This is a genomic window from Mucilaginibacter oryzae (assembly GCF_003148845.1).
Taxonomy (GTDB): domain Bacteria; phylum Bacteroidota; class Bacteroidia; order Sphingobacteriales; family Sphingobacteriaceae; genus Mucilaginibacter; species Mucilaginibacter oryzae.
On record NZ_QGHA01000020.1, the window covers coordinates 1 to 24,534 of the forward strand.

The 24,534-nt window shown below is 44.5% G+C and carries 20 protein-coding genes, 1 tRNA gene and 1 riboswitch; of the genes, 9 read left to right on the forward strand and 12 right to left on the reverse strand.

Features of this window, described 5'->3' with window-relative positions; genetic code table 11:
* From LX99_RS24495 to LX99_RS25845, 6 genes are all read right to left on the reverse strand, one after another.
* On the reverse strand, positions 1-212 hold a 212-nt coding region (locus LX99_RS24495), incomplete at its 3' end, for an ISAon1 family transposase N-terminal region protein (protein WP_456238160.1).
* Positions 213-594: 382 nt separating this feature from the next.
* A tRNA-Leu gene (locus LX99_RS24500) sits at positions 595-676 on the reverse strand.
* Between the two features lie 79 nt (positions 677-755).
* Positions 756-1,568, reverse strand: a complete 813-nt coding sequence (locus tag LX99_RS24505; RefSeq protein WP_109610835.1) for an ABC transporter substrate-binding protein — start codon at positions 1,566-1,568, stop codon at positions 756-758.
* Position 1,569: 1 nt separating this feature from the next.
* A complete protein-coding gene (locus LX99_RS24510) occupies positions 1,570-2,973 on the reverse strand; it encodes an undecaprenyl-phosphate glucose phosphotransferase (RefSeq protein ID WP_109610837.1) in 1,404 nt (467 codons plus the stop codon).
* 205 nt (positions 2,974-3,178) lie between these two features.
* Positions 3,179-4,510 carry a nucleotide sugar dehydrogenase gene (locus LX99_RS24515; protein ID WP_109610840.1) on the reverse strand — a complete coding sequence of 444 codons (1,332 nt, stop codon included), beginning with the start codon at positions 4,508-4,510 and terminating at the stop codon, positions 3,179-3,181.
* A gap of 101 nt (positions 4,511-4,611) precedes the next feature.
* Positions 4,612-4,758, reverse strand: a complete 147-nt coding sequence (locus LX99_RS25845; RefSeq protein ID WP_170122791.1) for a CBS domain-containing protein — start codon at positions 4,756-4,758, stop codon at positions 4,612-4,614.
* A 247-nt stretch (positions 4,759-5,005) separates the two neighbouring features.
* Here LX99_RS25845 and LX99_RS24520 point away from each other — a divergent pair, with 247 nt between their 5' ends.
* Positions 5,006-5,494, forward strand: coding sequence for a VOC family protein (locus LX99_RS24520; protein WP_109610843.1), 489 nt, complete (start codon positions 5,006-5,008; stop codon positions 5,492-5,494).
* A gap of 70 nt (positions 5,495-5,564) precedes the next feature.
* Here LX99_RS24520 and LX99_RS24525 read toward each other — a convergent pair whose 3' ends face one another.
* On the reverse strand, positions 5,565-7,394 hold the full coding sequence (locus LX99_RS24525) for a glycoside hydrolase family 15 protein (RefSeq protein ID WP_109610846.1): 1,830 nt from the start codon (positions 7,392-7,394) through the stop codon (positions 5,565-5,567).
* A 112-nt stretch (positions 7,395-7,506) separates the two neighbouring features.
* Between LX99_RS24525 and LX99_RS24530 the strand changes: the two genes are divergently transcribed.
* Positions 7,507-7,839 carry a DUF2185 domain-containing protein gene (locus LX99_RS24530; protein ID WP_022831188.1) on the forward strand — a complete coding sequence of 111 codons (333 nt, stop codon included), beginning with the start codon at positions 7,507-7,509 and terminating at the stop codon, positions 7,837-7,839.
* Positions 7,840-7,896: 57 nt separating this feature from the next.
* Here the strand turns inward: LX99_RS24530 and metE are convergent, their stop codons facing one another.
* The 4 genes from metE to LX99_RS24550 all read right to left on the reverse strand — a co-directional run bounded on the left by metE (position 7,897) and on the right by LX99_RS24550 (position 13,255).
* Entirely contained in the window at positions 7,897-10,221 is a 2,325-nt protein-coding gene (metE, locus tag LX99_RS24535; protein WP_109610848.1) for a 5-methyltetrahydropteroyltriglutamate--homocysteine S-methyltransferase, read from the reverse strand.
* A 182-nt stretch (positions 10,222-10,403) separates the two neighbouring features.
* Positions 10,404-10,593, reverse strand: a riboswitch (cobalamin riboswitch).
* 124 nt (positions 10,594-10,717) lie between these two features.
* A complete protein-coding gene (locus tag LX99_RS24540) occupies positions 10,718-12,247 on the reverse strand; it encodes a glycoside hydrolase family 32 protein (RefSeq protein ID WP_211319088.1) in 1,530 nt (509 codons plus the stop codon).
* A 116-nt stretch (positions 12,248-12,363) separates the two neighbouring features.
* Positions 12,364-12,654, reverse strand: coding sequence for a putative quinol monooxygenase (locus LX99_RS24545; RefSeq protein WP_022833765.1), 291 nt, complete (start codon positions 12,652-12,654; stop codon positions 12,364-12,366).
* Positions 12,626-13,255: an NAD(P)H-dependent oxidoreductase gene (locus LX99_RS24550; protein ID WP_109610851.1), complete on the reverse strand. Its 630-nt coding sequence runs from the start codon at positions 13,253-13,255 to the stop codon at positions 12,626-12,628. The genes LX99_RS24545 and LX99_RS24550 overlap by 29 nt, the downstream gene beginning before the upstream one ends.
* A 102-nt stretch (positions 13,256-13,357) precedes the next feature.
* On the opposite strand from LX99_RS24550, the gene LX99_RS24555 reads away from it, so the two are divergent.
* The 5 genes from LX99_RS24555 to rpiA all read left to right on the forward strand — a co-directional run bounded on the left by LX99_RS24555 (position 13,358) and on the right by rpiA (position 21,117).
* Entirely contained in the window at positions 13,358-14,260 is a 903-nt protein-coding gene (locus LX99_RS24555) for a LysR family transcriptional regulator (RefSeq protein WP_109610853.1), read from the forward strand.
* A 395-nt stretch (positions 14,261-14,655) separates the two neighbouring features.
* A complete protein-coding gene (locus LX99_RS24560) occupies positions 14,656-15,378 on the forward strand; it encodes an ImuA family protein (protein WP_109610855.1) in 723 nt (240 codons plus the stop codon).
* 6 nt (positions 15,379-15,384) lie between these two features.
* On the forward strand, positions 15,385-16,884 hold the full coding sequence (locus LX99_RS24565; protein ID WP_109610858.1) for a Y-family DNA polymerase: 1,500 nt from the start codon (positions 15,385-15,387) through the stop codon (positions 16,882-16,884).
* Between the two features lie 6 nt (positions 16,885-16,890).
* The gene (locus tag LX99_RS24570) at positions 16,891-20,124 is read left to right on the forward strand and encodes an error-prone DNA polymerase (protein ID WP_109610860.1); all 3,234 of its coding nucleotides are present in this window, start codon (positions 16,891-16,893) and stop codon (positions 20,122-20,124) included.
* 303 nt (positions 20,125-20,427) lie between these two features.
* Positions 20,428-21,117 (forward strand): ribose 5-phosphate isomerase A, encoded by a 690-nt coding sequence (gene rpiA / locus LX99_RS24575; protein WP_109610863.1) that lies wholly within the window; start codon positions 20,428-20,430, stop codon positions 21,115-21,117.
* A 1-nt stretch (position 21,118) separates the two neighbouring features.
* Here rpiA and LX99_RS24580 read toward each other — a convergent pair whose 3' ends face one another.
* Complete coding sequence (locus tag LX99_RS24580) at positions 21,119-22,462, reverse strand: deoxyguanosinetriphosphate triphosphohydrolase (protein WP_109610866.1); 1,344 nt, start codon at positions 22,460-22,462, stop codon at positions 21,119-21,121.
* 343 nt (positions 22,463-22,805) lie between these two features.
* Between LX99_RS24580 and LX99_RS24585 the strand changes: the two genes are divergently transcribed.
* Both LX99_RS24585 and LX99_RS24590 read left to right on the forward strand, forming a co-directional pair.
* Positions 22,806-23,204 (forward strand): hypothetical protein, encoded by a 399-nt coding sequence (locus LX99_RS24585; RefSeq protein ID WP_146203215.1) that lies wholly within the window; start codon positions 22,806-22,808, stop codon positions 23,202-23,204.
* Positions 23,205-23,319: 115 nt separating this feature from the next.
* Entirely contained in the window at positions 23,320-24,468 is a 1,149-nt protein-coding gene (locus LX99_RS24590) for an efflux RND transporter periplasmic adaptor subunit (protein ID WP_109610915.1), read from the forward strand.
* Positions 24,469-24,534: the final 66 nt, after the last annotated feature.

Genomic DNA, 24,534 nt, shown 5'->3' on the forward strand with positions numbered 1-24,534 from the left:
AAACATGCTTTGCCCCGAAGCGGAAAATCGCGTAATGTAACCTGATCAACAAATCCTTTGGATTCCAGTTTGTGACCCTCATACTCACCCGGGGGACGGTTTCGCTGGTCAAGATATAAATGATAGCCATCAGTTTGTTGCTCGATACGGATAAGTTCGAATTGTTCTACAAGATTTGAGGGTAGCAGCAGTTTTAATAGTTCGGTTTCCAAGATTATCTTTTAAGCTAACTAAACTATCAAAATATCTACAGCCCCCCAACTTTTTTGCTTGATCCCAATGTTTATTTAAGGGTGATCCCATGTCTTTAAAAGCTTAATGATAGAAAACAATTTGATTTTAAAAGAGCTAATTGAAATAAGTATTGCGTTTTGGATTTAAGAAAAATATTTATCGATACCCAAGAGTGTACATAGCAAGGAATAAAAGGTATCTTCACTCCTATCGTTGGCAAGCGTATTTCAAAGGTAATTGAACTCGAACCGATAAATGTTTAGTATACAATAATTTAAATAAAAATAAAAAAGTTAAATAAATCTATCAAACTAAAAAAACCCTTCAAAATCAATGACTTTGAAGGGTTTTACTTATAAGTGCGGAAGAAGGGACTCGAACCCCCACGCCTCGCGGCGCCAGATCCTAAGTCTGGTGCGGCTACCAATTACGCCACTTCCGCGTTTCTGATTTAACAGGCTGCAAAGATAGCGTTTAGTAGTAAATAAAAAAACATATTTGTAATCTTTTTGCTATCACGCTCATTTAGTTGATATTAATTTTCCGTTAAGGTCGTTTATCAGTTTACCGAGGTAACCAGGTGCAAGCAAAAGGTGGCTACCGTACCAGGAAAACATTTCGCCGTCTACCAGCATTACATGTGCATTTGGCAAAATGGCGTTAAATTCAGCGATGTGCTTCTGCCCGAACGGATAAGGCTCGGATGATAGAAATATAACGGATGGGTTCAGCCTTATAAGTTCATTTTGATCAACTACAGGATACCTGTCCTGCTTTATAACATTTATCAAACCACAGGTATAAAGCATATGATCGATATAGGTGCCTGCCCCCGCAACCATGTACGGTTTGCGCCATATTAAATAAGCAACCATTAAGTTGTTTAGATTGGCCCTGGTCCGGGGGAAAATATTAAAACGACTGACAATTTCAGCACATAGTGCTTTAGCTTGTTCACGCCTTCCCACTATATCTCCTACGGTGGCAATCATCTGAAGCGCAGAATCTATATCTTTCACGTTGCTCACCCAAACAGGGTAAATCTGCATGAGCAATTCAACCTGGTACCTGTCGTTCTCCTCCTTGTTGGCTATAATGAGGTCTGGCTGGAGTGACCTGATCTTGTCAATATTGAGTTGTTTGGGCCCTCCTACTCTTGGGATGGCTTCGAGTTTATCCGCCGGGTGTACGCAAAAATTGGTTATACCTGCAATTTCTTTATCAAGGCCTATATACAACAATAGTTCCGTTTGCGACGGAACTATTGTTATTATACGTTTAGGCGTATTGTTAAGCGTGATTACACGATTTAACTGATCGCGAAATTCGGGCATATTAAAACGCGTTTTTCTCGCCTTTTACTACGTTCCAAACAGTAAGGAAAATAATTTTCATATCTAACAAAAACGACCAGTTTTCGAGATACCAAACATCAGCTTCCACACGTTCAAGCATGGCCTGGGTGGTTTGGGTTTCGCCCCTAAGTCCCCTTACCTGTGCCCAACCGGTAATACCGGGTTTAAGGAAGTGCCTAACCATGAAGGTATCAATAAGCTGAGAGTATTGCTGAGTGTGGCTGATCATGTGTGGCCTCGGCCCTACAACCGACATATTGCCCAATATCACATTGAAAAACTGCGGCAGTTCATCCAAACTGGTTTTGCGGATAAATGCGCCTGATTTGGTTATACGCGAATCGCCGCGGGTGGCCTGCTTTTTATCCGAATCGTTATTAACCCGCATACTGCGGAATTTATAACATTTGAAGGGTTTATTATCCCTGCCCGAACGTTCCTGAACAAAAAATATCGGCCCCTTTGATTCCAGCTTAATAATAATGGCCAGTATGGGGAATAACCAACTGAAAATAAAAAGGATTACGAACAGTGCGAAACAAATATCAAACATCCGTTTAATTGAACGGTTTAGCATGTTCTCCAAAGGTTCGGGCCTTACAGATATAACCGGGATATGACCAAAGCTTTGAATAAATGTTGGTTTCTTGGCATAGTCATAATACTCGGGTACAAATTTAAACCTGATGAGGTTTTTATCGGCATCAAGCATCAGCCGCTCTATCTTGTTGGCCTCCGAGTTGGGCAGCGTACAAAAAATCTCGTCAACCTTATTGTTTAACGCATAGCTGATACAATCATCTGTACGGCCAAGGTATAAGGCCTCTTCTAAAACACGGTTATTATTGTCATCAAAAAAACCCACAAGATTATAACCCCTTTCCGGGTTTTGCTTAAAAAAGCCGTATAAATCCGCGCCAACTCTGCCCCCGCCTATAATGATCACATTACGGGTATCAATAAGCGATGCGCGATCACTTTTACGGATGGTAAGGAAAATAAGCTTCCACAAGCCTATTAAGAAACCAAATAAAGCCAGTGAATAAAAAAGATATTCGCGGGTTATAAAGTAGGCGTTGGTACCAATTAAAATGATAATGGTAAAACAAATCAGGCTTACAAAAAGAAGGTACGTTTTAATTACGCCGCGATAAGTCTTTATGGAGTCTTTGTTCAATACATGCTCGTATAACCCGGTAATATTTGCGGACAACAGCCAGATCAGGTTAAAAACCAAAACAACAGGTAAATATTTCCTGTTGCTTATCCAAAAAATGTACGACCGGTCTTCGATGAAGTAAGAAATTACCATGCTCATATTAAGTATAATATAATCGATGGTAAGGTTCACTGCTTTAATAAAAGTAGCGTATCTGTGAATCATGTATGTGAGCTTATTGTAGTATCCTCGATAAAATTAGAATAATTATTGCAAATAACAATGTCATAATGAAAAGTGATCAAGGTTACGAATGTATTATTCTAACAGCCACAAAATTAAAAATTAAGAAATTCATTCAAAATAAAATCTGAGTTACTAATGGCTAAACAATGATTTTTTATTCAAAAAATAACTGTTTAAAAAACAGTTACAATCTCCCGTTTACCAAATCAGTGTCAATAAGCCCCTTGATATCGTAAATTACCGACAAATCATTTTTCTTGAGGGCTTTATAATCAAGGTTGTAAAATTCGCGGTGGGCTACGGCCATAATTACAGCATCATAACTACCGGTTAAATTATCCATGGTTTTTACGGTTGTTATACCGTATTCTCGTTTAACTTCGTCTGGGTCGGCCCATGGGTCGTAGATCTCGTACCTCGCATCAAACCCACGCAGCCCTTCCACAATATCAATAACCCTCGTATTGCGCACATCCGGGCAGTTTTCTTTAAATGTAAAACCCAATATCAATATACTTGAGTTTTTCACCGGGATGTCGTTTTTGACCATCAGCTTGATAACCTCCATCGCCACATATGATCCCATGCCGTCATTAAGTCTTCGCCCTGCCAGGATAATTTCGGGATGGTAACCCATTTGCTGGGCTTTTGCTGCGAGGTAATAAGGGTCGACACCGGTGCAGTGCCCGCCTACAAGGCCCGGTTTAAAATTTAAAAAATTCCATTTGGTACCGGCGGCGGCCAACACTGCATGCGTATCAATACCCATGATGTTAAAAATTTTGGCCAGTTCATTTACAAAGGCAATATTGATATCCCGCTGCGAGTTTTCGATTACCTTGCAGGCTTCCGCAACTTTAATATTGGGTGCCTTATGTGTACCTGCGGTTACAATAGAGCGATAAAGCCCGTCTATAAAATCGGCGGCTTCGGGCGTTGATCCGGAAGTTACTTTAAGGATATTGGTCAGCGTATGAACCTTATCGCCGGGGTTAATCCGTTCAGGCGAATAGCCTGCAAAAAAATCGCTGTTATATTGCAACCCCGATTCTGACTGCAGGATCGGTACGCAAACCTCTTCGGTTACACCCGGGTAAACTGTTGATTCATAAATAACCACGTCTCCGGGTTTCAATACACCTGCTACTGATTTACTTGCTTTCACCAGCAAACCAAGATCGGGTTTATTGTGCCGGTCTGTTGGTGTGGGAACCGAAACTATGTATACATTGCATGCTGAAATATCGGCGGCTTGTGAAGTAAATAAAAGCCCTCTGTTTTCTGTTGCCGAATTTAACACAGAAAGCAGTTCATCGCTATCTGTTTCAAGCGTCCTGTCAAAAGCCTTATTGAGTTCATCTACCCGGCTTTGCTTGATATCGAAACCCCGAACAGGGTATTTTTTCGCAAACTCTACAGCAAGCGGTAAGCCCACATAGCCAAGCCCTATAATAGCAATACGAATGGTTGCAGGCGGTTGAAATTTTTTAGTGATCGGGGTAGATTGATCAGACATGTAATACGGTAGTATTTAGATAACGTAAAGTTAATAATTGTGCATTATAACACAGCATCACTTTAACTGTAAACCGGCATAATTGTTTATTCCGATTAATATTAAGTGGTATAAATTTGATAAAAACCTGAAAATGAACGATTTTTAGCTGAACCAATAATCAAAGTAGTGATTTTTTCCTTAAGCATAACTTGTTCGGCTCTGCCAACAAACTCCTCACTATCAATAATAACCGGGTTAGTTGTCATAATATCGGCAATAGCATAGTATTGAAATTTACGAGGTACAAAGATGCTTATTTTTTGCGAAGTATTTAGAGGCAACTAACGCTGCACAGGCACTGCAGGATTGTACTTCATATAGACGAAAAATGTCCTGGCATAAAATCCAGCTTGTCGCTATCGCCCCCGCATCTCGTCGTTTTAGTACGCTATCCATTATTGTGGCGACCAGTAACTTTGAATTATCAAAAAACATTTAAATCAAACAGATACCATGGCAACATTTAAAGCACCCCAAAAAGTAAATCCGTTTTTATGGTTTAACGGCAACCTTGAAGAGGCCTTAAAATTTTACACATCAGTATTTAAAAATTCGGAAAGCGAATTGAACTTCCTTACGGATGCCCGGAGCGGCCATAAAATGCTTGTGGCAACCTTCAGGATAGAAGACCAGCAGTTTATGGCGTTAGACGGCGGCCCCATGTTCGCCTTCTCGCCTGCCGTATCGTTTTATATAGATTGTAAAGATCAGGAAGAAATTGATTACCTGTGGGAAGCTCTCCCCGCAGGCGGCGGTAAAACCAATCAATGCGGCTGGCTTGAGGATAAATTTGGCGTTACCTGGCAAATTGCACCTGCGATGATGAGCGAATTGCTTTACAACAACCCTGATCCGGCAAAAGCGCAGCGGGTTATGGCTGCCATGATGCAGATGACTAAAATCAACATCAAAGAATTACAGGATGCGAATGATAATGGTTAAGCAATCGCCTAAATATTCCAAAAAAACTGAGAATATGCCATAATAATTTACATCCTGAAAAGACATTTATTTAGAGGGTTAATTCGCGCTGGCGCCCTAATTGCTTATCCAGTTCAAGCGCCGCGCTGATTAACGCCAGATGGGTAAACGCCTGCGGAAAATTACCAAGATGTTCGCCCTTTTTGCCCAATTCTTCGCTAAACAAGCCAAGATGATTGGCATAACCCATCATTTTTTCAAAACTCTCTACCGCCCTGTCAATTTCTCCTGTTTTAGCCAACGCTTCTATGTACCAGAACGAGCACATATTAAAAGTGCCTTCCTCGCCGTCAAGGCCGTCGACTTTTTCGATACTGTTTTGATAACGGTTAATCAACACATCCAGTTTAAGTTCCTTATCAATCACTTTCATTGTAGAAAGCCAACGCGGCTCCAGTGGTGAAATATAGTGCGTTAAGGGCATTAATAAAGCACTCGCATCAACATGATGGCCGCCTTTGTATTGCACCCATGCCCCTACTTCGTCATTCCAGAAATTATCGTAGATATCTTTATAGATCTCGTCCCTAACCGCGCGCCATTCAGCTTCAGGGTAAGGAAAAGCCCGGTGTTCTGCTATTTTAATGGCCCTGTCCATAGCCACCCAGCACATCAGGCGGGTGTGCAAAAACTCCTTCTTTTCATTCCTTATTTCCCAGATGCCGTGGTCGGGTAGTTGCCAGTCGCTGATCACACACTCAACCTGTTTGGTTATCAATTCCCAAAACTGGTAAGTAATAGGTTTATAGGTTTTATTGTAAATGTATATGGTATCAATCAGTTCACCATAAATATCTATCTGTGTTTGCTGAGCGGCACCGTTGCCTATCCTTACCGGTTTTGAGCCTTTGTAGCCGTCAAGGTGCTTTAATTCAACCTCTTTTACGCCAGCTCTTCCGTCAATATGATATAGTAATTGCAGTTTGGTTTCCTGGCACAGGTTAAAGATCCAGTCAAGAAAAGCTGTTGCTTCGTCATTCATTCCCAGCGCCAGGAAGGCATACATGGTGAACGCCGCGTCGCGGATCCAGGTAAAGCGGTAATCCCAGTTGCGATTGCCGCCAATAGTTTCAGGTAAACCAAAGGTAGGCGCCGCAACCACCGACCCAAACTGCGCTGAGGTTAACAGTTTAAGTGTGATTGCCGAGCGGTAAATATGTTCACTATACCGCCCTTTATAGTTGGTTTTGTTAAGCCAGGTGCGCCACAAATGTATGGTTTCACGATACGTTTGCTTTACATAGTAATCAATATTGCTGAAAGCCTGTTCGCTGCCCTCTTCCATCGATTCGAGCACGATATGGGCAACTTCGCCTTCTTTTAAAGTAAACTCTGCGTACCCGTCGGCCTTTTTTAATTTCAGGGTTATGTCGGCCATCAGCTTCAGTTTGGCATTGCCGTCATTAATGCTGCGAAAAATAATACCGTTTTCTTTTAATTCGGCTTCATGCCTGGCACCGGCATAATCAAACCGCGGCACGCAATTCATTTTAAACTTAATAGCGCCGCGCACCGGGGTAATTTTACGTACAATTGCACAAACCGAAACACCGCCGGTGTGGGGCAGCGGCATATAATCTGTAATTTCGGCAATTCCCCCATCGGCGAAAAAGCGTGTCAGTAAGATGGCCGTCCCTGGGATATAAAGTTGTTTGGTAGTCGCATAATCTAATTGGGGCTCGACGGCAAAATAGCCGCCTTTTTTCGAATCAAGCAATGAAGCGAAAATAGTAGGCGAATCAAACCGCGGAAACGACATAAAATCGATAGAGCCCCTGAGCGATACCAACGCTACAGTTTGCATGTTACCTATAATACCATAGTTTTCAATTGGCTGATACGGCCGTTCCTGGTGTTTCATTGCAGCATAACAAGCACAAGCGCAACTTGTTTAAACCCGGCAACTTTAAAGCGTTAGCGTATTATTGGGTATCAAAAAAATTGATAATTTTATATAACAGCAAAATGAACCTATGAGTAAAAACTTTAAACTTAAGCCAGAAGAAATAAAACAGTTAATAGCCCCCATGGGAGGTTGCCTGGCCACAGATAAAATTACAGTTGACGGCCTCGCGGTTGACTACATGTACCGGGAAGATGCCCATAATGAACTGGACAGCGGCTGGAGATTTTTCTCCGGAACCGAAGATCAGGCTTATGTGGATGATCCGGCCAACACCTCGGTTTATGACGTAAATACCATTGCCAATTATGATAAAGCCATTATCCCCTACCTGGATTTGCCTGTTGGCGCAGAATTGGAGCGTGTGCGGGGGACGGATGAGTTTAATGTTTTAGCTGGATAGGTTCGGCATCTTTGTAAATATAATGGCGCGCCTCATGTACGCGCCATTAATTACTTATTAAGCAGTTACATCGCTGTCCACGCTTTCACGAATAACCTTAGCTGCTTCAACCATTTCAATTAAAGCGCTTTTGGTTTCATCCCAGCCCCGGGTTTTTAAACCACAATCCGGGTTTACCCAAAGCTGGGCATCGGGTATAACGGCCTGTGCCTTTTTAAGCAGGCTGATCATCTCCATACGATCAGGCACCCGCGGCGAATGGATATCATAAACGCCCGGGCCTATATCATTCGGATATTTAAAGTCGGCAAAAGCGTCCAACAGCTCCATTTGCGATCGGGATGTTTCTATCGTAATCACGTCGGCATCCATATCAGCTATGTTTTTGATGATGTCATTAAATTCCGAATAGCACATATGCGTATGAATTTGCGTAGTATCCTGAACGCCGCTTGCCGAAATACGGAAGGCTTTAACCGCCCAGTCCAGGTATTTTTCCCGGTTGGCTTTGCGCAGCGGCAGGCCTTCGCGTATGGCGGGCTCATCTATCTGGATAATTTTTATTCCGGCAGCTTCCAGGTCGCACACCTCATCACGAATGGCCAGCGCTATTTGCGTACAGGTTTCGGAGCGTGGCTGGTCATTCCGTACAAACGACCACTGTAAAATAGTTACCGGCCCGGTTAGCATCCCCTTCATCCATTTCTGTGTTAAAAACTGCGCATAGGCCGACCATTTAACCGTCATGGCTTCAGGCCTTGAAACATCACCATAAATAATAGGTGGCTTCACACAGCGGCTGCCATAGCTTTGTACCCAGCCATTGGCCGTAAAAGTAAAACCGGCCAGTTGTTCGCCAAAGTACTCTACCATATCGTTACGCTCAAACTCACCATGCACCAATACGTCAAGGCCAATTTCCTCCTGCCATTTCACCGCTTTTTCGGTTTCGGCGGCAATCAGCTGATCATATTCGGTTTGGGTTAGTTCGCCTTTTTTTAAACGGGCGCGCCAGCCGCGCACCTCGGCAGTTTGCGGGAACGAACCGATGGTGGTTGTAGCAAAAAGCGGTAGGTTAAATACCTGCTGCTGTAGCGCTTTACGGATCGAAAAAACATTTGTCCGCTTCGCATCATTTTCGGTTATGGCCGCCACCCGCTGTTTAACAGCCCGGTTATGAATTAAAGTTGATGAGCGGCGCGCTTCGTTAGCTTCACGGTTGATAGCCAGTTGATGCAGGCTGCCGCCGCTTACTTCAGCATCAGATAATTTAGCCAGCGTTACCAATTCGCTTATTTTTTGACGGGCAAATGCCAGCCACTGCTTAATTTCGGGGGTAAGCACGGTTTCGTTGGTTTCGTTCTGCAAATCACAGGGCGAGTGCATCAGTGAGCATGAAGGTGCTATCCAAACGCGTTCGGCGCCTATCGTGCCAACCGCCTTTTTGATTATTTCGAGCGATTTATCGAAATCGTTTTTCCAAACATTGCGGCCGTCAACCACCCCTAACGACAGGATTACTTTTTCCTGCAGCTGTGTTAATACACTATCTAACTGTTTCGGTGCGCGTACCAGGTCGATATGCAGGGCATCAACAGGTAATGAAGTTGCCAGCGCAGTATTATCGCCCAGTTGCTCAAAGTAGGTTGCCAGCATTATTTTAAGCGACGGAAACTCCTTTTTTATTGCCTGATAAGTGTCTTTATAAACCTGCCGTGCTTTTTCGTCCAGATCAAGGGCTAAAAATGGTTCATCAAACTGTATCCATTCTGCACCCAAAGCTTTAAGTTTGTTCAGGATATCAAAATAAACGGGTAACAGGTTTTTAACCAGGTCAATCCTGTTAAAACCGCTCTCCTTTTCCTTACCCAGCAACAGGTACGATACCGGGCCGATCACCACCGGCTTGCTCAGGATCCCCAACTGCTTCGCTTCGTAAAACTCATCGATAATTTTGGTGGAAAAGAGTTTAAACTGCTGATCTTTATAAAATTCGGGAACGATGTAATGGTAATTGGTATCAAACCATTTAGTCATTTCCATGGCTACCACATCAAGCCCGTCTTTTTGATAACCACGGGCCATGGCAAAATACAGATCAAGTTCGGTATTGCCTTTTTGTGCTATCACCTCATGATAGCGTTTAGGGATAGCACCAAACATAAACGAATGATCAAGCACCTGATCATAAAACGAAAAATCATTTGAGGGGATCAGATCGATTCCGGCTTCTTTTTGCAGCAGCCAGTTTTCTTCGCGGATATACTTACCTACCGTAAGTACATTTTTTAATCCCGTTTTGGCTGCCCAGTAATTTTCGCAGACCTTTTTTAATTCGCGCCGACTACCAATACGCGGGTAGCCTAAGTTTTGCGTTAGCATGTCTTTTAATTGATTAATAAATAAATCGGTTAAAAGCCCTTTGAGCTAAGCTTCGCAATGTTTGCAGATATAAAAAACCAGGGGAAAAGGTGTACAGGCACAGGCCATCACCGGGCATAACATACCCCGTAAAAGCAAGTAAAATCAAAACCCCTCGACCTAAGCTTCATACCGCGAAAGCATTGTCAATTCAGTAAAAGGCAGGTCTCCTGACTTGTAACATTTTTGCCGCCCTTCCCATTCAGTTAATGAACAGTGGGCATGAAATGGCAAAAACCTTGTGTGTTACTTACAGTTGCGCGACAGTTAGTGATTTGCACACTATTCCCTATTAATCTACAATTAAGTAAAACCCTTACCGGTTGATGAAGTAAAGTAAAGAACTATGGCGACAAATATAGTGATATGGGGTATTAAAGCGGCTTTAGCATGAAGTTATATTTTTAAACCAGGGATGCTTTTCTCTTTCTCCAATCAGATGTCAACATAAATTCACCTATTTGCCATGAACAGATGCCATCCCCGAAACAGATAATGCAGCGATATCAGCCCCTTTTAAAGTTTCGATATGAAGATGCTTATAAGGCTTTCCGGGAAAGCAAACGGCCGTCATGGTGGTTAAACCTCCATCTGCAAAAAACTCGATGGATGAAGCATCGATAATTAAATGAATATCGGATGTTTTAGCATAGGCCAGCCTCGGCGCGTAGGCATTTTTAGCAAAGTTAGGATTGAAATCAGTTTTGCCCGAAGCCGAACGGTCAATGTAGTAATTTTGCTTTTGCTGATCATAACCAACAACTATCATTTCTCCCTCGTCGTTCGATAACTTAATTTTAAAGTCTGGCTTTGCATTAAGTTTGGCATCCAACTTAAACTGCTTATATTGTTTATTTAGGCCGGCCAAAAGATCCTGATCCGGCTTAACAGCCGGTTTCAAAACCAAAGTTTTTGAAGTGATAGCATTAAGTTTAACCGGTAACGAAGCCAGCAGCACTTCACCTTTAACTGTTCTTAAAGATAGTTCGCGAGGTATGGTCATGGCATTGCGCCATTTTACAGTAGGCACCTGGTTGGCGTATTCCCAGTTGCTCATCCAGCCCAGGAAAATTTTACGGTTCCCGGTATTGCCCCAGGTAACGCCGGCATACTCGTCGGGACCGTAATCCAGCCAGCGGGTTTTGGTATCGCGCGAGGTAAATTTGCTGCCATTAAAATCGCCGGTAAAATACTGCGTTGCCGAACCGCCATTAGGGCCGCCGGGGTTAATGTTTACAATAAGTACCCAATATGTTTTACCATTCAATTTAAGCGGAAAAAGGTCCGGGCATTCCCACACGCCGCCATGCGCACCTATAGTTAAACCAAACTCGCTTTCCTTTTTCCATCGCTTTAAATCGGGCGACACATAAAAGGTGATCCGGTCTTTGGTAGCCAGTGTCATTATCCACTTTTTTTTCGGGGCATACCACATCACCTTCGGATCGCGAAAATCCTTAATTCCCGGATTTTTCAATACCGGGTTACCGGCATACTTTGTCCAGGTAACACCATTATCCAAACTATAGGCAAGGCTTTGGTTTTGAAAGTTATCCGTACCCGCCTTTTCACCCTTCGGATCATGATGGGTGAATATAGCCACCAGGGGTATTTTTCCGTTTTTGCCAAAACCCGAGGTGTTATTTGAATCTACAACCGCGCTTCCAGAAAAAATATAACCTAAACTATCCGGGTATAGAGCTATAGGCAGTTCTTTCCAATGTACCAGGTCGGTACTGGTAGCGTGGCCCCAGTGCATCGGTCCCCATACGGTAGCATCCGGATAATATTGAAAAAACAGGTGATAAGTATGATTAAAATAAACCATGCCGTTAGGATCGTTGATCCAGTGCGCCGCCGGCGAAAAATGAATTTGCGGACGGTATTGCTCCCGGTAAGTTTCAATACCGCGGTTTTGAGCCGAGGTTAAACGTGGCAATACAAAACAAAACGCTGTAAGCAGCAGGATGCGTTTATTCATCATCATAAAAGGATTTAATTGGCATTACTAAATTAAGTAAAAACCAACGTCAATCAATCTCCCGGTATAAAAAAAGCCCCGGCTTTTTAAGCCGGGGCATAACTCATTGCTTTTACCTGCCCTTACGCAACGCGCTGCGTTTTATATACTGTTACACCGCCATCCAGCATTTCGCCTGCTTGTTTGCCAAATTGCAGGTAATGCGGTTGTTGTGTATGTTGCTCAAGCCCTGCGGCATCCTGCCAGGTTTCATGAAAAATGAACTGGTTTTCATTGTCATTATCCTGGTATAATTCATATTGCAGGCAGGCTGCCTCCTGTACCGAATTAGCTACAAGTTGCTCTAAAATTGGTTTTATCTGCGCGGCATAGCCAGGTTTGCATTTAAGCAGTGCGGTTAAGTAAATTTTCATGTTGGTTGTTATTGATAAATAGTTTGTCGAGATGTTGGCGGTAACGATCAAGATCTTTTACAATATCGGCATTCTTTTCAACATCATGAAAATGGATGCTTTCCAGCGGCGTCATGCCTGTAAACGCGTTCATGCGGTGAAAACCGAATAATACGCCTTCGTCAACACTGCGCCCGTTAAAAAACTCGCCGGGTAAAGTAAATGCTTCTTTAGGCGCGTTCCACGAGGTGGTTAACAAATACTGCTTGCCGTGCAGCATACCGCCGGTACCATAGTTAATAGTTGGGTTGGTTGCCGAGCGCCCGTCGCTTTTATAAATACCGTTTTGATGGCCTTCGGTAAACACCACATCAATATATTGTTTAAATCCATGCGGCAGGCTAAACCACCATACGGGGGTATGGTAAATAATTACATCGGCCCATTTGTAGTTTTCAACTTCCTGTTTAGGGTGGTATGGTTTGTTGATATCGGTATAGCGCACCTCAAAACCGGGTATGTTTTCAAAATAATTGATTGTGGCATCGAGCAGTGTTTTATTAAACCTGCCGCCCGAATGGCCAAATACCTGGCCACCGTTTATTACAAATATGTTCTTCATTTTTTTAATCTCTTTGTTTGTTGATGCAAAACTAATTCGCTTTTATCTACTATTAAAATAGTATAAATTATACTTTTGTATCATAATTATAATAGATAACACATGGTAAACTTAGAGTGGTTCCGTACCTTTAAGGCTATTTATGAAACCGGCTCGCTTACGGGCGCTGCCGAAACGCTGTTTATTTCGCAGCCGGGCGTTAGTTTACATTTAAACTCGCTCGAGGCTTATGTGGGCTATAAACTGTTTGATCGCACCTCGCGCAAAATGGTATCTACCGAGCGGGGCAAGATCCTGTATAACTATGTGCAGGAAGCAGTTTCGCGATTAGAGGATGCTGAACGACATTTTCATAAAAGCACCGAAAAGGATATCCCCACCATTAATATAGGTATGTGTTTTGAAACTTTTCAGTTCACGCTCGAGTCGTACCTGCCTACCCTGCCCTTTAATGTGTTCATCAAATTTGGCGAGTACCCCGAAATGCTGGCCGACCTGGATTCGGGTGTGCTGGATATGATCATCACCCCGCAAAAAGGCGATTATAAAGGGCTTGAATACAAACCCTTTTTTAAAGAAAAAATAGTGGTTATTGCCGGTGCAAAAACCAATACAGAAGATTTTGACCAACTGGTAAACAGCAACGATGTACAGGCCGTGCACAACTGGCTCATTAAACAAAAGTGGTACGGCACCGCCAGCGATATGGAGCACCTCCGCCGGTTTTGGCATGCCAACTTTGGCAAGCGACCCGATTTTAAGCACAACTATATTGTACCTAACATGAGCTCCATCATCCGGTGTTTAAGCAATGGGAACGGCGTAGCTGTAATTCCCGATTTTTTATCGAAGAAAGAACTGGAGGCCGGGCATGTACATATTTTATGGGATGGATTTAACCGGGTAGAGAATACGCTTTATTTCGGCACGCGTAAAAAATCTATTTACGCCGAGCAGATTAAAATGATTGAAGATATCTTTTTAAAGGAGATGGTAGGGATTTAGTATGTTTGGCACCGGGCATCGATATGGCTGAAACACACCAAAGAACACTTTTATATATCATTTTTTTTCAGAATTACCTCCCTACCCATTTTTTTTCAAAAAAGATTTAAAATACTAATATTTTTAGCATTAAATTTGCAAAGAATTCTTATAATTCAAAGCCATTAAGATGGATTTAATTGTAAGGGGAATCGCTTTTAAGAGAAATCCTAAGTGTAGCCTCGCCTAAATTCTCTCCAAAAGAGAGGACAAGAAACAAGGCGCCCCCTCTCCTTTAAAGAGGGCTGGGGTGAGGCATTTTACATAGGCAATGGCACCTCTTTTCTTAAAGGAAATTCTCCTGATTTCATTGTAAGAGAGCTTGTTATTGTTAAAGAGAAACAGTTTTTAAATTGATGTCCGATACCCGTCAAAATATCATCAGTAAGCTGCAAAAAGATATTTTGCTATGGGAAGGTTTCAGGCCGCCTTCATCAGATACTGCCGAAACTTTTGGTTTAGGGCCTGTTGAAGCGGCTTTTCCAAACGGTGTTTTCCCTACCGGTGCCATTCACGAGTTATTGACCGAAGATATAAGCCAGGCGGCGGCTTCGGGTGGTTTTGTCGCCGCCTTGCTATCGGTATTAATGCGGCGCGGCGGGGCCTGCCTGTGGATAGGCATGGCGCAAACCGTATTCCCCCCGGCCCTTAAAACTTTTGGGGTTGAACCGCACCGGGTAATATTTGTAAACGTACTGCACGAAAAAGATGTACTATGGGCCATGGAAGAAGCCCTGAAATGTACCGGGCTGGCAGCCGTAATTGCCGAAGTGCGCTCGATGGACTTTAAACAATCGCGCCGTTTACAACTTGCGGTAGAACAAAGCCGGGTAACCGGTTTTATATTGCTTGATGCCGGGCAGTTGGGTAACACGGCCTGCACCGCCCGGTGGCGCATCACATCACTGCCAAGCGAACCTATAGACGATCTGCCCGGACTGGGGCACCCACGCTGGCAGGTTGATCTGCTGCGGGTGCGTAACGGCAAACCGGGTAGCTGGGTTATGGAGTGGGCTGATGAAAAGTTTATCAGCTATACACCTGCACTACAGCAGGGTATTTTAATACAGGCGGGATAATGTATTATGCAAAAGCGTTTTATGTGCATATGGTTCAGGCATTTACTTACCGACTGGCTTGCTATCCGCCATCCGGAGCTAAAGGATACCGCTTTCGTAATAGCCGCTCCTGAACGTGGCCGCATGATCATTACCGCTGCCAGCCTGCCCGCCGAACAACAAGGCATCCATACCGGGATGACCGTAGCCGATGCCCGCGCTGTTTCCACTAATTTAAAGGTTTTTGATGCTGAAGAAGGCAAAGCTGCCAAATTGCTGCGTATGCTGGGTTTGCGGTGCATCCGCTACTCACCCATTGTAGCTATTGATTTACCCGCAGGGCTTATGATTGATATCACCGGCTGCGCCCATCTTTGGGGCGGCGAACGGGCCTATCTTAAAGAGATCATCCTCAAACTAAGGGCGAAAGGTTTTGATGCCCGTGGCGCCATTGCCGATACCGTTGGCGCTGCCTGGGCTGTAGCCCGTTTTGGCAAAGTTAGCCCTATTATTGCCGGTAATGCCCAGGCTTCTGCCATTTCATCAATGCCTCCCGCGGCCTTACGGCTGGAAGCTGAGGTGCAGGAGCTTTTAAGAAAACTGGGCTTAAACACCATAGGCAGTTTTATGCAGATGCCCGCGTCAGTGCTTCGCCGCCGTTTTGGCAATAGCATCCTCACCAGGCTAAGGCAGGCGCTGGGTTTTGAAGATGAGCGCATTATACCGCTGGTTCCTCCGGTTATGCACCAGGAACGTTTGCCCTGTCTTGAACCTATTAAAACAGCTACAGGTATTGAAATAGCTATTCAGCAGCTATTGGCACAACTTTGTAGCCAACTGCAAAGTGAAGGCAGGGGCATACGCAAGGCTATTTTAAAATGTTACCGGGTTGATGGTAAAATGGTACAGGCAGGCATCAGCACCAACCGCGGTTCATATAGCGTATCGCACCTGTTTAATTTATTCGGTTTACAGATCAGTAAAATTGAACCGGCTTTGGGTATTGAGTTGTTTATACTGGAAGCGCCCAAAGTTGAGGAGATTGACCCGTTACAGGAACAGCTATGGGCTAACAAACCGGGCTTACAGGATAACTCCCTTGCCGAACTGCTGGATAAACTGGCTGGTAAAGTAGGCGCCAATGCCATCAGCAGGTACCTGCCCGTTGAGCACTACTGGCCCGAGCGTTCGGTAAGGCGGGCTGCCACCTTACAGGAGCCTCTCCCAACAAACTGGCGTGCCAACAGGTTACGCCCGGTGCGTTTACTGGCCCGGCCGGAAACCATCGAGGTGATGGCGCTCATACCCGATTATCCACCCAAAATATTCATCTATCGAAATAAACGGCACACCATACAAAAAGCCGACGGCCCCGAACGTATTGAGCGCGAATGGTGGCTTGACCAGGGCGAGCACCGAGATTATTATACTGTTGAAGATACCGACGGCTGCCGGTACTGGCTGTTCAGGTCGGGCCATTTTGACAGCGATGGCACCCAATGGTATATCCACGGATTTTTTGCATGATGAATTATGGAATACGCGGAATTACAGGTAACATCCAATTTTAGTTTTTTACGGGGCGGTTCACACCCCGAAGAACTGGTAGAACACGCCATCCGGCTTGGTTATAAGGCTATAGCTATAACAGACCGCAACACGCTGGCCGGTATTGTAAGGGCCCACCTGGTAGCCAAAAAAGCGAGAGATGAGAACGATAAGCCGAAAATCAGGTTTATACCAGCCTGCCGCCTCGATCTGCTGGATGGCCCAAGCCTGCTGGCTTATCCTACTGACAGGGATGCTTACGGCAGGTTATCGGCCCTGCTTACCAAAGGAAACCTGCGTGCCGAAAAAGGTGAATGCCATTTATATAAAGCGGATGTTTATGAACACCAGGAAGGTGTTATTTTCATCATAGTGCCGCCCGCTACCTTAAACAACAACTTTGATTTTGATGATGAGTTTAAAACCAGCGTTGCCGAATACCGCAGGCATTTAGGCCCCCATATTTATATGGCAGCTACCCGTTACTATAATGGGGATGATGCCAAACGGCTAAAGCGCCTCGCTCGCTTAGGTGTACCTTTAGCGGCAACCAACGATGTACATTACCACGAAGCCGCCCGCCGCGAGTTACAGGATATATTAACCTGTGTACGCGAAAAATGCACTATCCATACGGCAGGCTTCAAACTACACCATAATGCCGAGCGCTTTTTAAAACCTGTGGAAGAACTGCACCGCCTGCTGCGCGATTTTCCCGGGGCCATAGCTAACTCGCTGCACATCGCCGAATCCTGCAATTTCTCGCTCGATACCTTGAAATACATCGAACCCGAAGAAAAAAGCTACGATGGTCTGACGCCGTTACAACGCCTTACCAACTTTACCTGGCAGGGCGCCCATGAACGGTACCCGGCAGGCATTCCGGATAAAGTGGCCACCCAACTTGATTTTGAGCTTGCTTTTATTGAACGGCGCAAGCTTGCCCCCTACTTTTTGCGGGTATATCGTTATACCCGAAAAGCACACGAACTGGGTATTTTATACCAGGGCCGCGGCTCGGCAGCTAACTCAACGGTGTGTTATTGCCTGTCTATTACGGCTGTCGACCCGATGGAATCCCGGCTGCTCTTCTCCCGCTTCATGTCTGACGCGCGGGACGAATGGCCGGATATTGACGTGGATTTTGAGCATGAACGCCGTGAAGAGATCATCCAGTATATTTATGATGATTATGGCCGTGACAGGGCCGCCATTGTAGCCACCGTAACACAGGAGCGGCATAAGGGCGCTATCCGCGATGTGGGCAAAGCAATGGGGTTATCAGAAGATACCATTAAACGCATCGGCGGCACCATCTGGAGTTTCAGTGAAGAAGGTTTTGATGAAAACCGGCTGCGCGAACAGGGCCTCAACCCGAAAGAGCCCTTAATATTTAAAGTGCTTGAACTAACTTCCCTGCTTATCGGCTTCCCCCGCCAGTTGGGGCAGCATACAGGCGGTTTTGTAATAACCGATGGTAAACTATCAGATCTTTGCCCGGTAATGAATGCCCGCATGGAAAACCGTACCTGCCTGGAGTGGAATAAAGACGACCTGGAAGCATTAGGAGTCCTGAAAGTGGATGTATTAGGCCTGGGTATGCTCACCATGATCCATAAGGCTTTTGATATGGCAGCCAGACATTATGATAAACACTTTACTTTAGCAAACATTCCGCAAGGTGATAAACAGGTTTACGAAATGATAAGCCGTGCCGATACTATCGGAGTTTTTCAAATTGAAAGCCGGGCGCAAATGTCAATGCTTCCGCGATTAAGGCCTAAAGAATTTTACGACCTGGTGATTGAAGTGGCCATTGTACGCCCCGGCCCGATACAGGGAGACATGGTGCATCCTTATTTAAGGCGCAGGGACGGCCTGGAAGATGAAACCTATCCGAACGAAGAGTTAAGAGAAATATTAGGGCGAACAAAGGGTGTGCCCCTGTTTCAGGAACAGGCTATGGAAATAGCTATTGTAGCGGCCGGTTTCACACCATCAGAAGCTGATGAACTGCGGCGAAGCATGGCTACCTTTAAAGCCAAAGGAATGGTAAGCAGTTTCAGAAAAAAACTTGTCGACGGCATGTTGGCTAAAGGCTACGAGGAAGATTTTGCGCACCGTATTTTTAAACAACTGGAAGGTTTCGGCAGCTATGGTTTCCCTGAAAGCCACGCAGCTTCATTCGCTTTGCTGGTTTATGTATCTTCCTGGCTCAAGTATTATTACCCTGATATATTTTGCGCAGCGCTATTGAACAGCCAGCCGATGGGCTTTTATCAACCTGCACAGATTGTTCGGGATGCGCGCGACCATGATGTTACCGTTTTGCCGGTTGATGTAAATTATTCATACTGGGATAATGTGCTGGAAGAGAAAACAGGTAAATATTACGCCGTGCGGCTGGGCTTCAGGGAGGTTAAAGGCTTAAAGGAAAATGAGATGCAGTTACTGGTTAATAACCGCGCTAAACCATACCGGTATATTGATGAGTTAAGAGCGATTGGTATTTCCGAAACCGCATTGGAAAATCTGGCAGATGCGGATGCCTTCCGGTCTTTAGGTGCCGATCGCCGCAAGGCGCTCTGGGAAGTATCCGCTTTGGCAGATCGCCCGATAGAATTGTTTAGCGGTCAGCCATCCGAAACGGTTAAGGAAATACAGGTAACCTTACCTGCCATGACCGAGGGCGAACATGTAGTTCAGGATTATGCCTCTACCGGCCTTTCCTTAAAAAATCATCCCGTGGCATTGGTACGCGAAAAGCTTAACCTGTTACATAACACGCAAATAGGTAACCTTAAAAACATGAAGGATGGCGATTTTGTAAAAGTTACCGGCTTAATCACCGTAAGGCAGCGCCCCGGCACGGCAAAAGGCATGTTATTCATGACCATTGAAGATGAAACCGGTGCGGCAAACCTCGTGATCTGGGATAAGATGTTTGACCGTTACCGTAAAGAGATCATTCAATCGCGCCTGTTTATGGCCGAGGGTAAATTGCAGATTGAGCGGGAGGTGATCCATGTGGTAGTTCGCAGGTGTTTTAACGTTACCCCATTGCTTCGCGATCTGACGGAGGTGACTTCTGAGCAGTTATCACTTTTGCCCGAAGCTTATCCTAACCAAACAATAGCCCCCTCATCATATCCTGCAAAAAAATCAACAGAAAACATCCCCGCTGCCGGGGTATTTCATAAGGGAAGGAATTTCAAGTAGAATTGCAGAGACACATCACGTGTATTTTCCGCATTCGTAGTACGATGCCTTGCGATGATCTGCAATTCGGCCTTTCCTACGGGATACGCATGTGATACGTCTTTACAAAAAAATGAAAAAGATAAAATGTTTCCGGTTTTCATTCGTCTGCATTCATAAGAGAACATAAAAAACAATCATCCACCACTTAAAATATTTAAAAAACATGAATCCACAAACACCATCATCCAGCCAATATTGGGAAGGCATCGACGACTGAAAATAAAGATTTAATATTAGCCAACCACGCTGTATCTTAGCTGCATGACGGATCATAAACTGGAAGCAGCCAAAGCGGCATCAACACTTGTTTGCGCAGGCCAAACCATTGGTTTGGGCGCTGGTACCACCATAGCGCATTTGGTTAATATTATTGCTCAGGATAAGGAACTGGCCGGTTCATTAATATTTACTTCATCGTCATTTAAAACAACACAGTTGCTTAGCAGGTACGGCCTGCGCGTTCAGTCGCCCGCCCTGCTTAGTCACATTGATATTTATTTTGACGGATGCGATCAGTTTGACAGCGAGCTAAACGCCCTGAAAAGCGGAGGAGGCATCCACACTTCCGAAAAGGTCCTGGCATCCATGGCCAGCGAGTTCATATTGTTAGGTGACGACACCAAATTTGAACCCCGGCTTACTGCCGCCTATCCACTGGTTCTCGAGATCCTGCCCCAGGCGTTACAGATAGTATGCGATAAACTAAAAGCCCTTTTTCCAACGGCATTACTAAACCAGCGCATGAGTACTCAAAAAGACGGAGCTCTGATATCAGATAATGGCAATATGCTGGTTGATGTGCAGTTTACAGAACTACCCGCACCCGAAAACCTGAACACGCTGGTAAAAATGATACCGGGAGTTGTGGAGCATTCCCTGTTTTACCGGTTGGCAACCCAGGCCATTATTTCGGGCGAACCAGGTATCCGCATTATGATGCCGCAACGGTAAATCAGCTCATTGAAGGGAACGAGATGCCCTTAATTTTTCTGAACAGTTCAACCGCGTACAAATCAGTCATTCCTGAAACAAAGTCAAGAATACCCTGTATTTTTGAATAATCGTCGGTTGCTGTAGTAAGAAATTGTTTGGGGATCAGTTCAACTAATTTTTGGTGATATTTAGAGTTATTTTTTAAATAAGCGGGAACAAATTCTTCCAGTAAGCCGCCCATAACTTTGTAACCGGCAACCTCTTTTTGTACAACTGAACTATAGTTATACACCTTTTTAACAGATACTTTTTCTATGGCCTTCATCGCGATTACAAAATCATCTTCAATTTGATCAATTAACGCGAAATTAAAATCGCCGTTCAATATCTGCTCCTGTTTATCATAAAACAGGTTTGAGCACTGCGTTACTAAAGTATTAATGGAAATAGCCCTTAAATAACCCACCTTGGCATCGGTATCCTCAATTTCGGCCAATCGCTCATCCATTCTTGGTATCTTACATAGGGGCATCAGTAAATCTTCCACTTCCCGGTATGAGAGTATTTTCAGGCGATGGGCATCTTCCAGGTCGACGATGTTATAGCAAATGTCGTCAGCGGCCTCTACCAGGTAAACCAACGGGTGCCTTTTGTAAACAGGTTCATCTCCTTCAACCCTGATCAGCCCAAGGTCATGAGCTATCTTTTCAAAATCCTGCTGCTCGGAAGCGAAGAAGCCATATTTTTTGGTGTAGATATTCTTTTTATTGTGCCCGGCTACAGATGAGCATGGGTATTTGGCTATCGATGCCAGGGTTGAATAAGTTAAGGCCAGGCTACCCTTGCCTTTACCGGCAAACTGGTGCGTTAAAATTCTGAAAGCGTTGGCATTCCCTTCAAAATGTGTAAGATCCTGCCATTGCTGCCGGGTAACCATTTTTTCGTATAATTTACCATCGCCTTCGGCAAAGTAATGTGAAATGGCCGATTCGCCGGAATGGCCGAATGCCGGGTTACCCAGATCATGAGCCAGGCAGGCCGCGGCTATCATATTTCCAATCTCGCTGATTAAGGGATATTTCCTCTCCACTTCAGCGTCTTCCTTCAGCATCCTGTTAAAATGCATCCGGCCTAACGACCGCCCTACGCTGGCCACCTCCAAACTGTGCGTAAGCCGGTTGTGTACAAATACGCTGCCGGGCAAAGGAAACACCTGAGTTTTGTTCTGTAACCTCCTGAAAGGCGACGAAAAAATTATCCGGTCGTAATCCCGCTGAAACTCCGACCGCGCATCGATATGATCCGCAATGTATTTATGTTCGTAACCCCAGCGTTTGGCCGATAATAGTTTATCCCAGTTCATTGATAGCGTATAAGTACAGGTGGCAAAACTACTTATTTTGGCCGACAATTAACCGGTAACGGTAAGGTAGGTCATTGCACGCGGCGCACCCCCAAATTATTCAAGAAGCTATAAAGTGACATATTTAACAGCGGGAACAGCTCGCCGGGCCACAATACCCAGGGATACTTAGCGCTACCGTGAATGAAACACAACACGTGTAGACCCCGCCAAATCAAAAAAACGACAATTAAAAGCTAAAATCCTAAGAAACAGGACATAAAAATGAAAATAAACCGTTTTTATATCGTAAAAAATACAAAATAAGTTGAGCAACTTCAATTTTTTTGGTAAATTCGCAATCATGGCAATCACGAAAAAAATATTCTTCGTATTATTTTTTTTCCAGCTGGCGATAGCCGCGGGTTCTGCCAATGCCGAAACGTTTTTTACACATTATAAAAAATCAGGTGTAACAACCGACGCGGCATCCATAAACCGTAAAGGCATCATTAGCCAGGTTCAGCAAGACGAAGTTCAGGACGATTCGCCCGAATCTGACGGAAACGAGGCTAATCACTCACGTAACATTATCCGTTTTCTGCCCAGCCGCGTAAACTATTCTACCGCGCTTTTGCCGGGGCAGCAACTGTTACTGGTTGATATTACTACCATAATAGAGAAACAACAAAAACAAAATAAATCCACCAAAGGGTTTCTCCCCGCTTATTATAACTTCCTGTTCAGGCTCAGTCCGTTCTGATATTTTCTTTGATATTCCTGTGCGCTGTTAAAGTGCATTTTTAATCTTCAGCAATAACAACATGGCCATGCAGCGCTTACGCGTTTGCTTTGCCATAACCATTCATCAAAGAAAAATGAAAAATATCACCAGATTATTCCCATTAATGGCCTTGGCCATCGCTATATATGTCACGGGTTGTTCATCAAAAGCCCAATCAACCGAAGAAGAAACCGCCGCTACCGATACGCTGCAACTCCCGGTATTTACCCTTGACAGGCAGGATACCGTTATTCAAAAATCATATGTTGCCGATATACAGGCGTTAAGAAATATCGAGATCCGGTCGCGGGTGCGTGGCTTTCTCGAAAAAATTTATGTAGACGAGGGCAAGCAGGTAAAAAAAGGCCAGCTATTATTTAAGCTTAACGACCAGGAATTTAAAGTTAACCTTTCAAAGGCTAAAGCTGCCCTAAGCAATGCCATGGCCGATGCCAAGGCGACAGAACTTGAGGTAGCAAGGGTTAAGTTACTGGTAGACAAGAAAGTAATATCAAAGTCTGAATTAGAGGTTGCTGAATCAAAAATGAGTGCCGACCGGGCAACCATTGAAGAAGCACGATCAATGGTGCAAAGCGCGGAAGATCAACTGGCTTACACTTATATCCATGCACCTTTTGATGGCATCATCGACCGCATCCCCCTAAAATCGGGTAGCTTAATTGATGAAGGTACCTTGCTTACCAGCCTCTCAGACATCAGCTCGATGTACGCTTACTTCAGTTTCCCCGAAAACGAATACCTGCAATATATCCGCAAAAAGGAATCGGCCCCGGGGCAAACAAGTGATAAGGTTAAACTGGTGCTGGCTGATGGCCTGGATTTCCCTTATGAGGGCGAAATTGAAACTGTAGAAGCAGAGATTGAACAAAAAACAGGTTCCATTAACTTCAGGGCCCGTTTCCCCAATCCTAATAAGCTGTTGCGCCACGGTGCTACAGGTAAGCTTTTCATATCTACCCGGGCCGATAGCGTGATCATGGTGCCCCAGCAATCTGTTTTTGATATCCAGGATAAAAGCTACGTTTACCTGATAGATAAGAATAACAAACTGCACATGCAGGCTTTTACACCGCAAACCCGCCTTTCAAAATTTTATATTGTGAAAGATGGATTGAAAGCAGGCGACAGGATCCTATACGAAGGTGCCCAGAACGTGCGTGATGGTATGACCATTAAACCCCAAAAAATGGCAAAAGATTCATTGCTGGCCATGACCAGGTAATGTCTTGATTTTCCTTGCCTTTATTCGGGGTGTAAATACGCGCCCCCGGTTTATTGTATACTTACC

What these genes read in the sequence shown, in the direction of transcription:
- LX99_RS24505 (WP_109610835.1), bottom strand. Translation starts at nt 1,568, where the DNA reads ATGCCCGAATTTCGCGATCAGTTAAATCGTGTAATCACGCTTAACAAT.
- LX99_RS24510 (WP_109610837.1), bottom strand. Translation starts at nt 2,973, where the DNA reads ATGATTCACAGATACGCTACTTTTATTAAAGCAGTGAACCTTACCATC.
- LX99_RS24515 (WP_109610840.1), bottom strand. Translation starts at nt 4,510, where the DNA reads ATGTCTGATCAATCTACCCCGATCACTAAAAAATTTCAACCGCCTGCA.
- LX99_RS25845 (WP_170122791.1), bottom strand. Translation starts at nt 4,758, where the DNA reads ATGACAACTAACCCGGTTATTATTGATAGTGAGGAGTTTGTTGGCAGA.
- LX99_RS24520 (WP_109610843.1), top strand. Translation starts at nt 5,006, where the DNA reads ATGGCAACATTTAAAGCACCCCAAAAAGTAAATCCGTTTTTATGGTTT.
- LX99_RS24525 (WP_109610846.1), bottom strand. Translation starts at nt 7,394, where the DNA reads ATGAAACACCAGGAACGGCCGTATCAGCCAATTGAAAACTATGGTATT.
- LX99_RS24530 (WP_022831188.1), top strand. Translation starts at nt 7,507, where the DNA reads ATGAGTAAAAACTTTAAACTTAAGCCAGAAGAAATAAAACAGTTAATA.
- metE (WP_109610848.1), bottom strand. Translation starts at nt 10,221, where the DNA reads ATGCTAACGCAAAACTTAGGCTACCCGCGTATTGGTAGTCGGCGCGAA.
- LX99_RS24540 (WP_211319088.1), bottom strand. Translation starts at nt 12,247, where the DNA reads ATGATGATGAATAAACGCATCCTGCTGCTTACAGCGTTTTGTTTTGTA.
- LX99_RS24545 (WP_022833765.1), bottom strand. Translation starts at nt 12,654, where the DNA reads ATGAAAATTTACTTAACCGCACTGCTTAAATGCAAACCTGGCTATGCC.
- LX99_RS24550 (WP_109610851.1), bottom strand. Translation starts at nt 13,255, where the DNA reads ATGAAGAACATATTTGTAATAAACGGTGGCCAGGTATTTGGCCATTCG.
- LX99_RS24555 (WP_109610853.1), top strand. Translation starts at nt 13,358, where the DNA reads ATGGTAAACTTAGAGTGGTTCCGTACCTTTAAGGCTATTTATGAAACC.
- LX99_RS24560 (WP_109610855.1), top strand. Translation starts at nt 14,656, where the DNA reads ATGTCCGATACCCGTCAAAATATCATCAGTAAGCTGCAAAAAGATATT.
- LX99_RS24565 (WP_109610858.1), top strand. Translation starts at nt 15,385, where the DNA reads ATGCAAAAGCGTTTTATGTGCATATGGTTCAGGCATTTACTTACCGAC.
- LX99_RS24570 (WP_109610860.1), top strand. Translation starts at nt 16,891, where the DNA reads ATGGAATACGCGGAATTACAGGTAACATCCAATTTTAGTTTTTTACGG.
- rpiA (WP_109610863.1), top strand. Translation starts at nt 20,428, where the DNA reads ATGACGGATCATAAACTGGAAGCAGCCAAAGCGGCATCAACACTTGTT.
- LX99_RS24580 (WP_109610866.1), bottom strand. Translation starts at nt 22,462, where the DNA reads ATGAACTGGGATAAACTATTATCGGCCAAACGCTGGGGTTACGAACAT.
- LX99_RS24585 (WP_146203215.1), top strand. Translation starts at nt 22,806, where the DNA reads ATGGCAATCACGAAAAAAATATTCTTCGTATTATTTTTTTTCCAGCTG.
- LX99_RS24590 (WP_109610915.1), top strand. Translation starts at nt 23,320, where the DNA reads ATGAAAAATATCACCAGATTATTCCCATTAATGGCCTTGGCCATCGCT.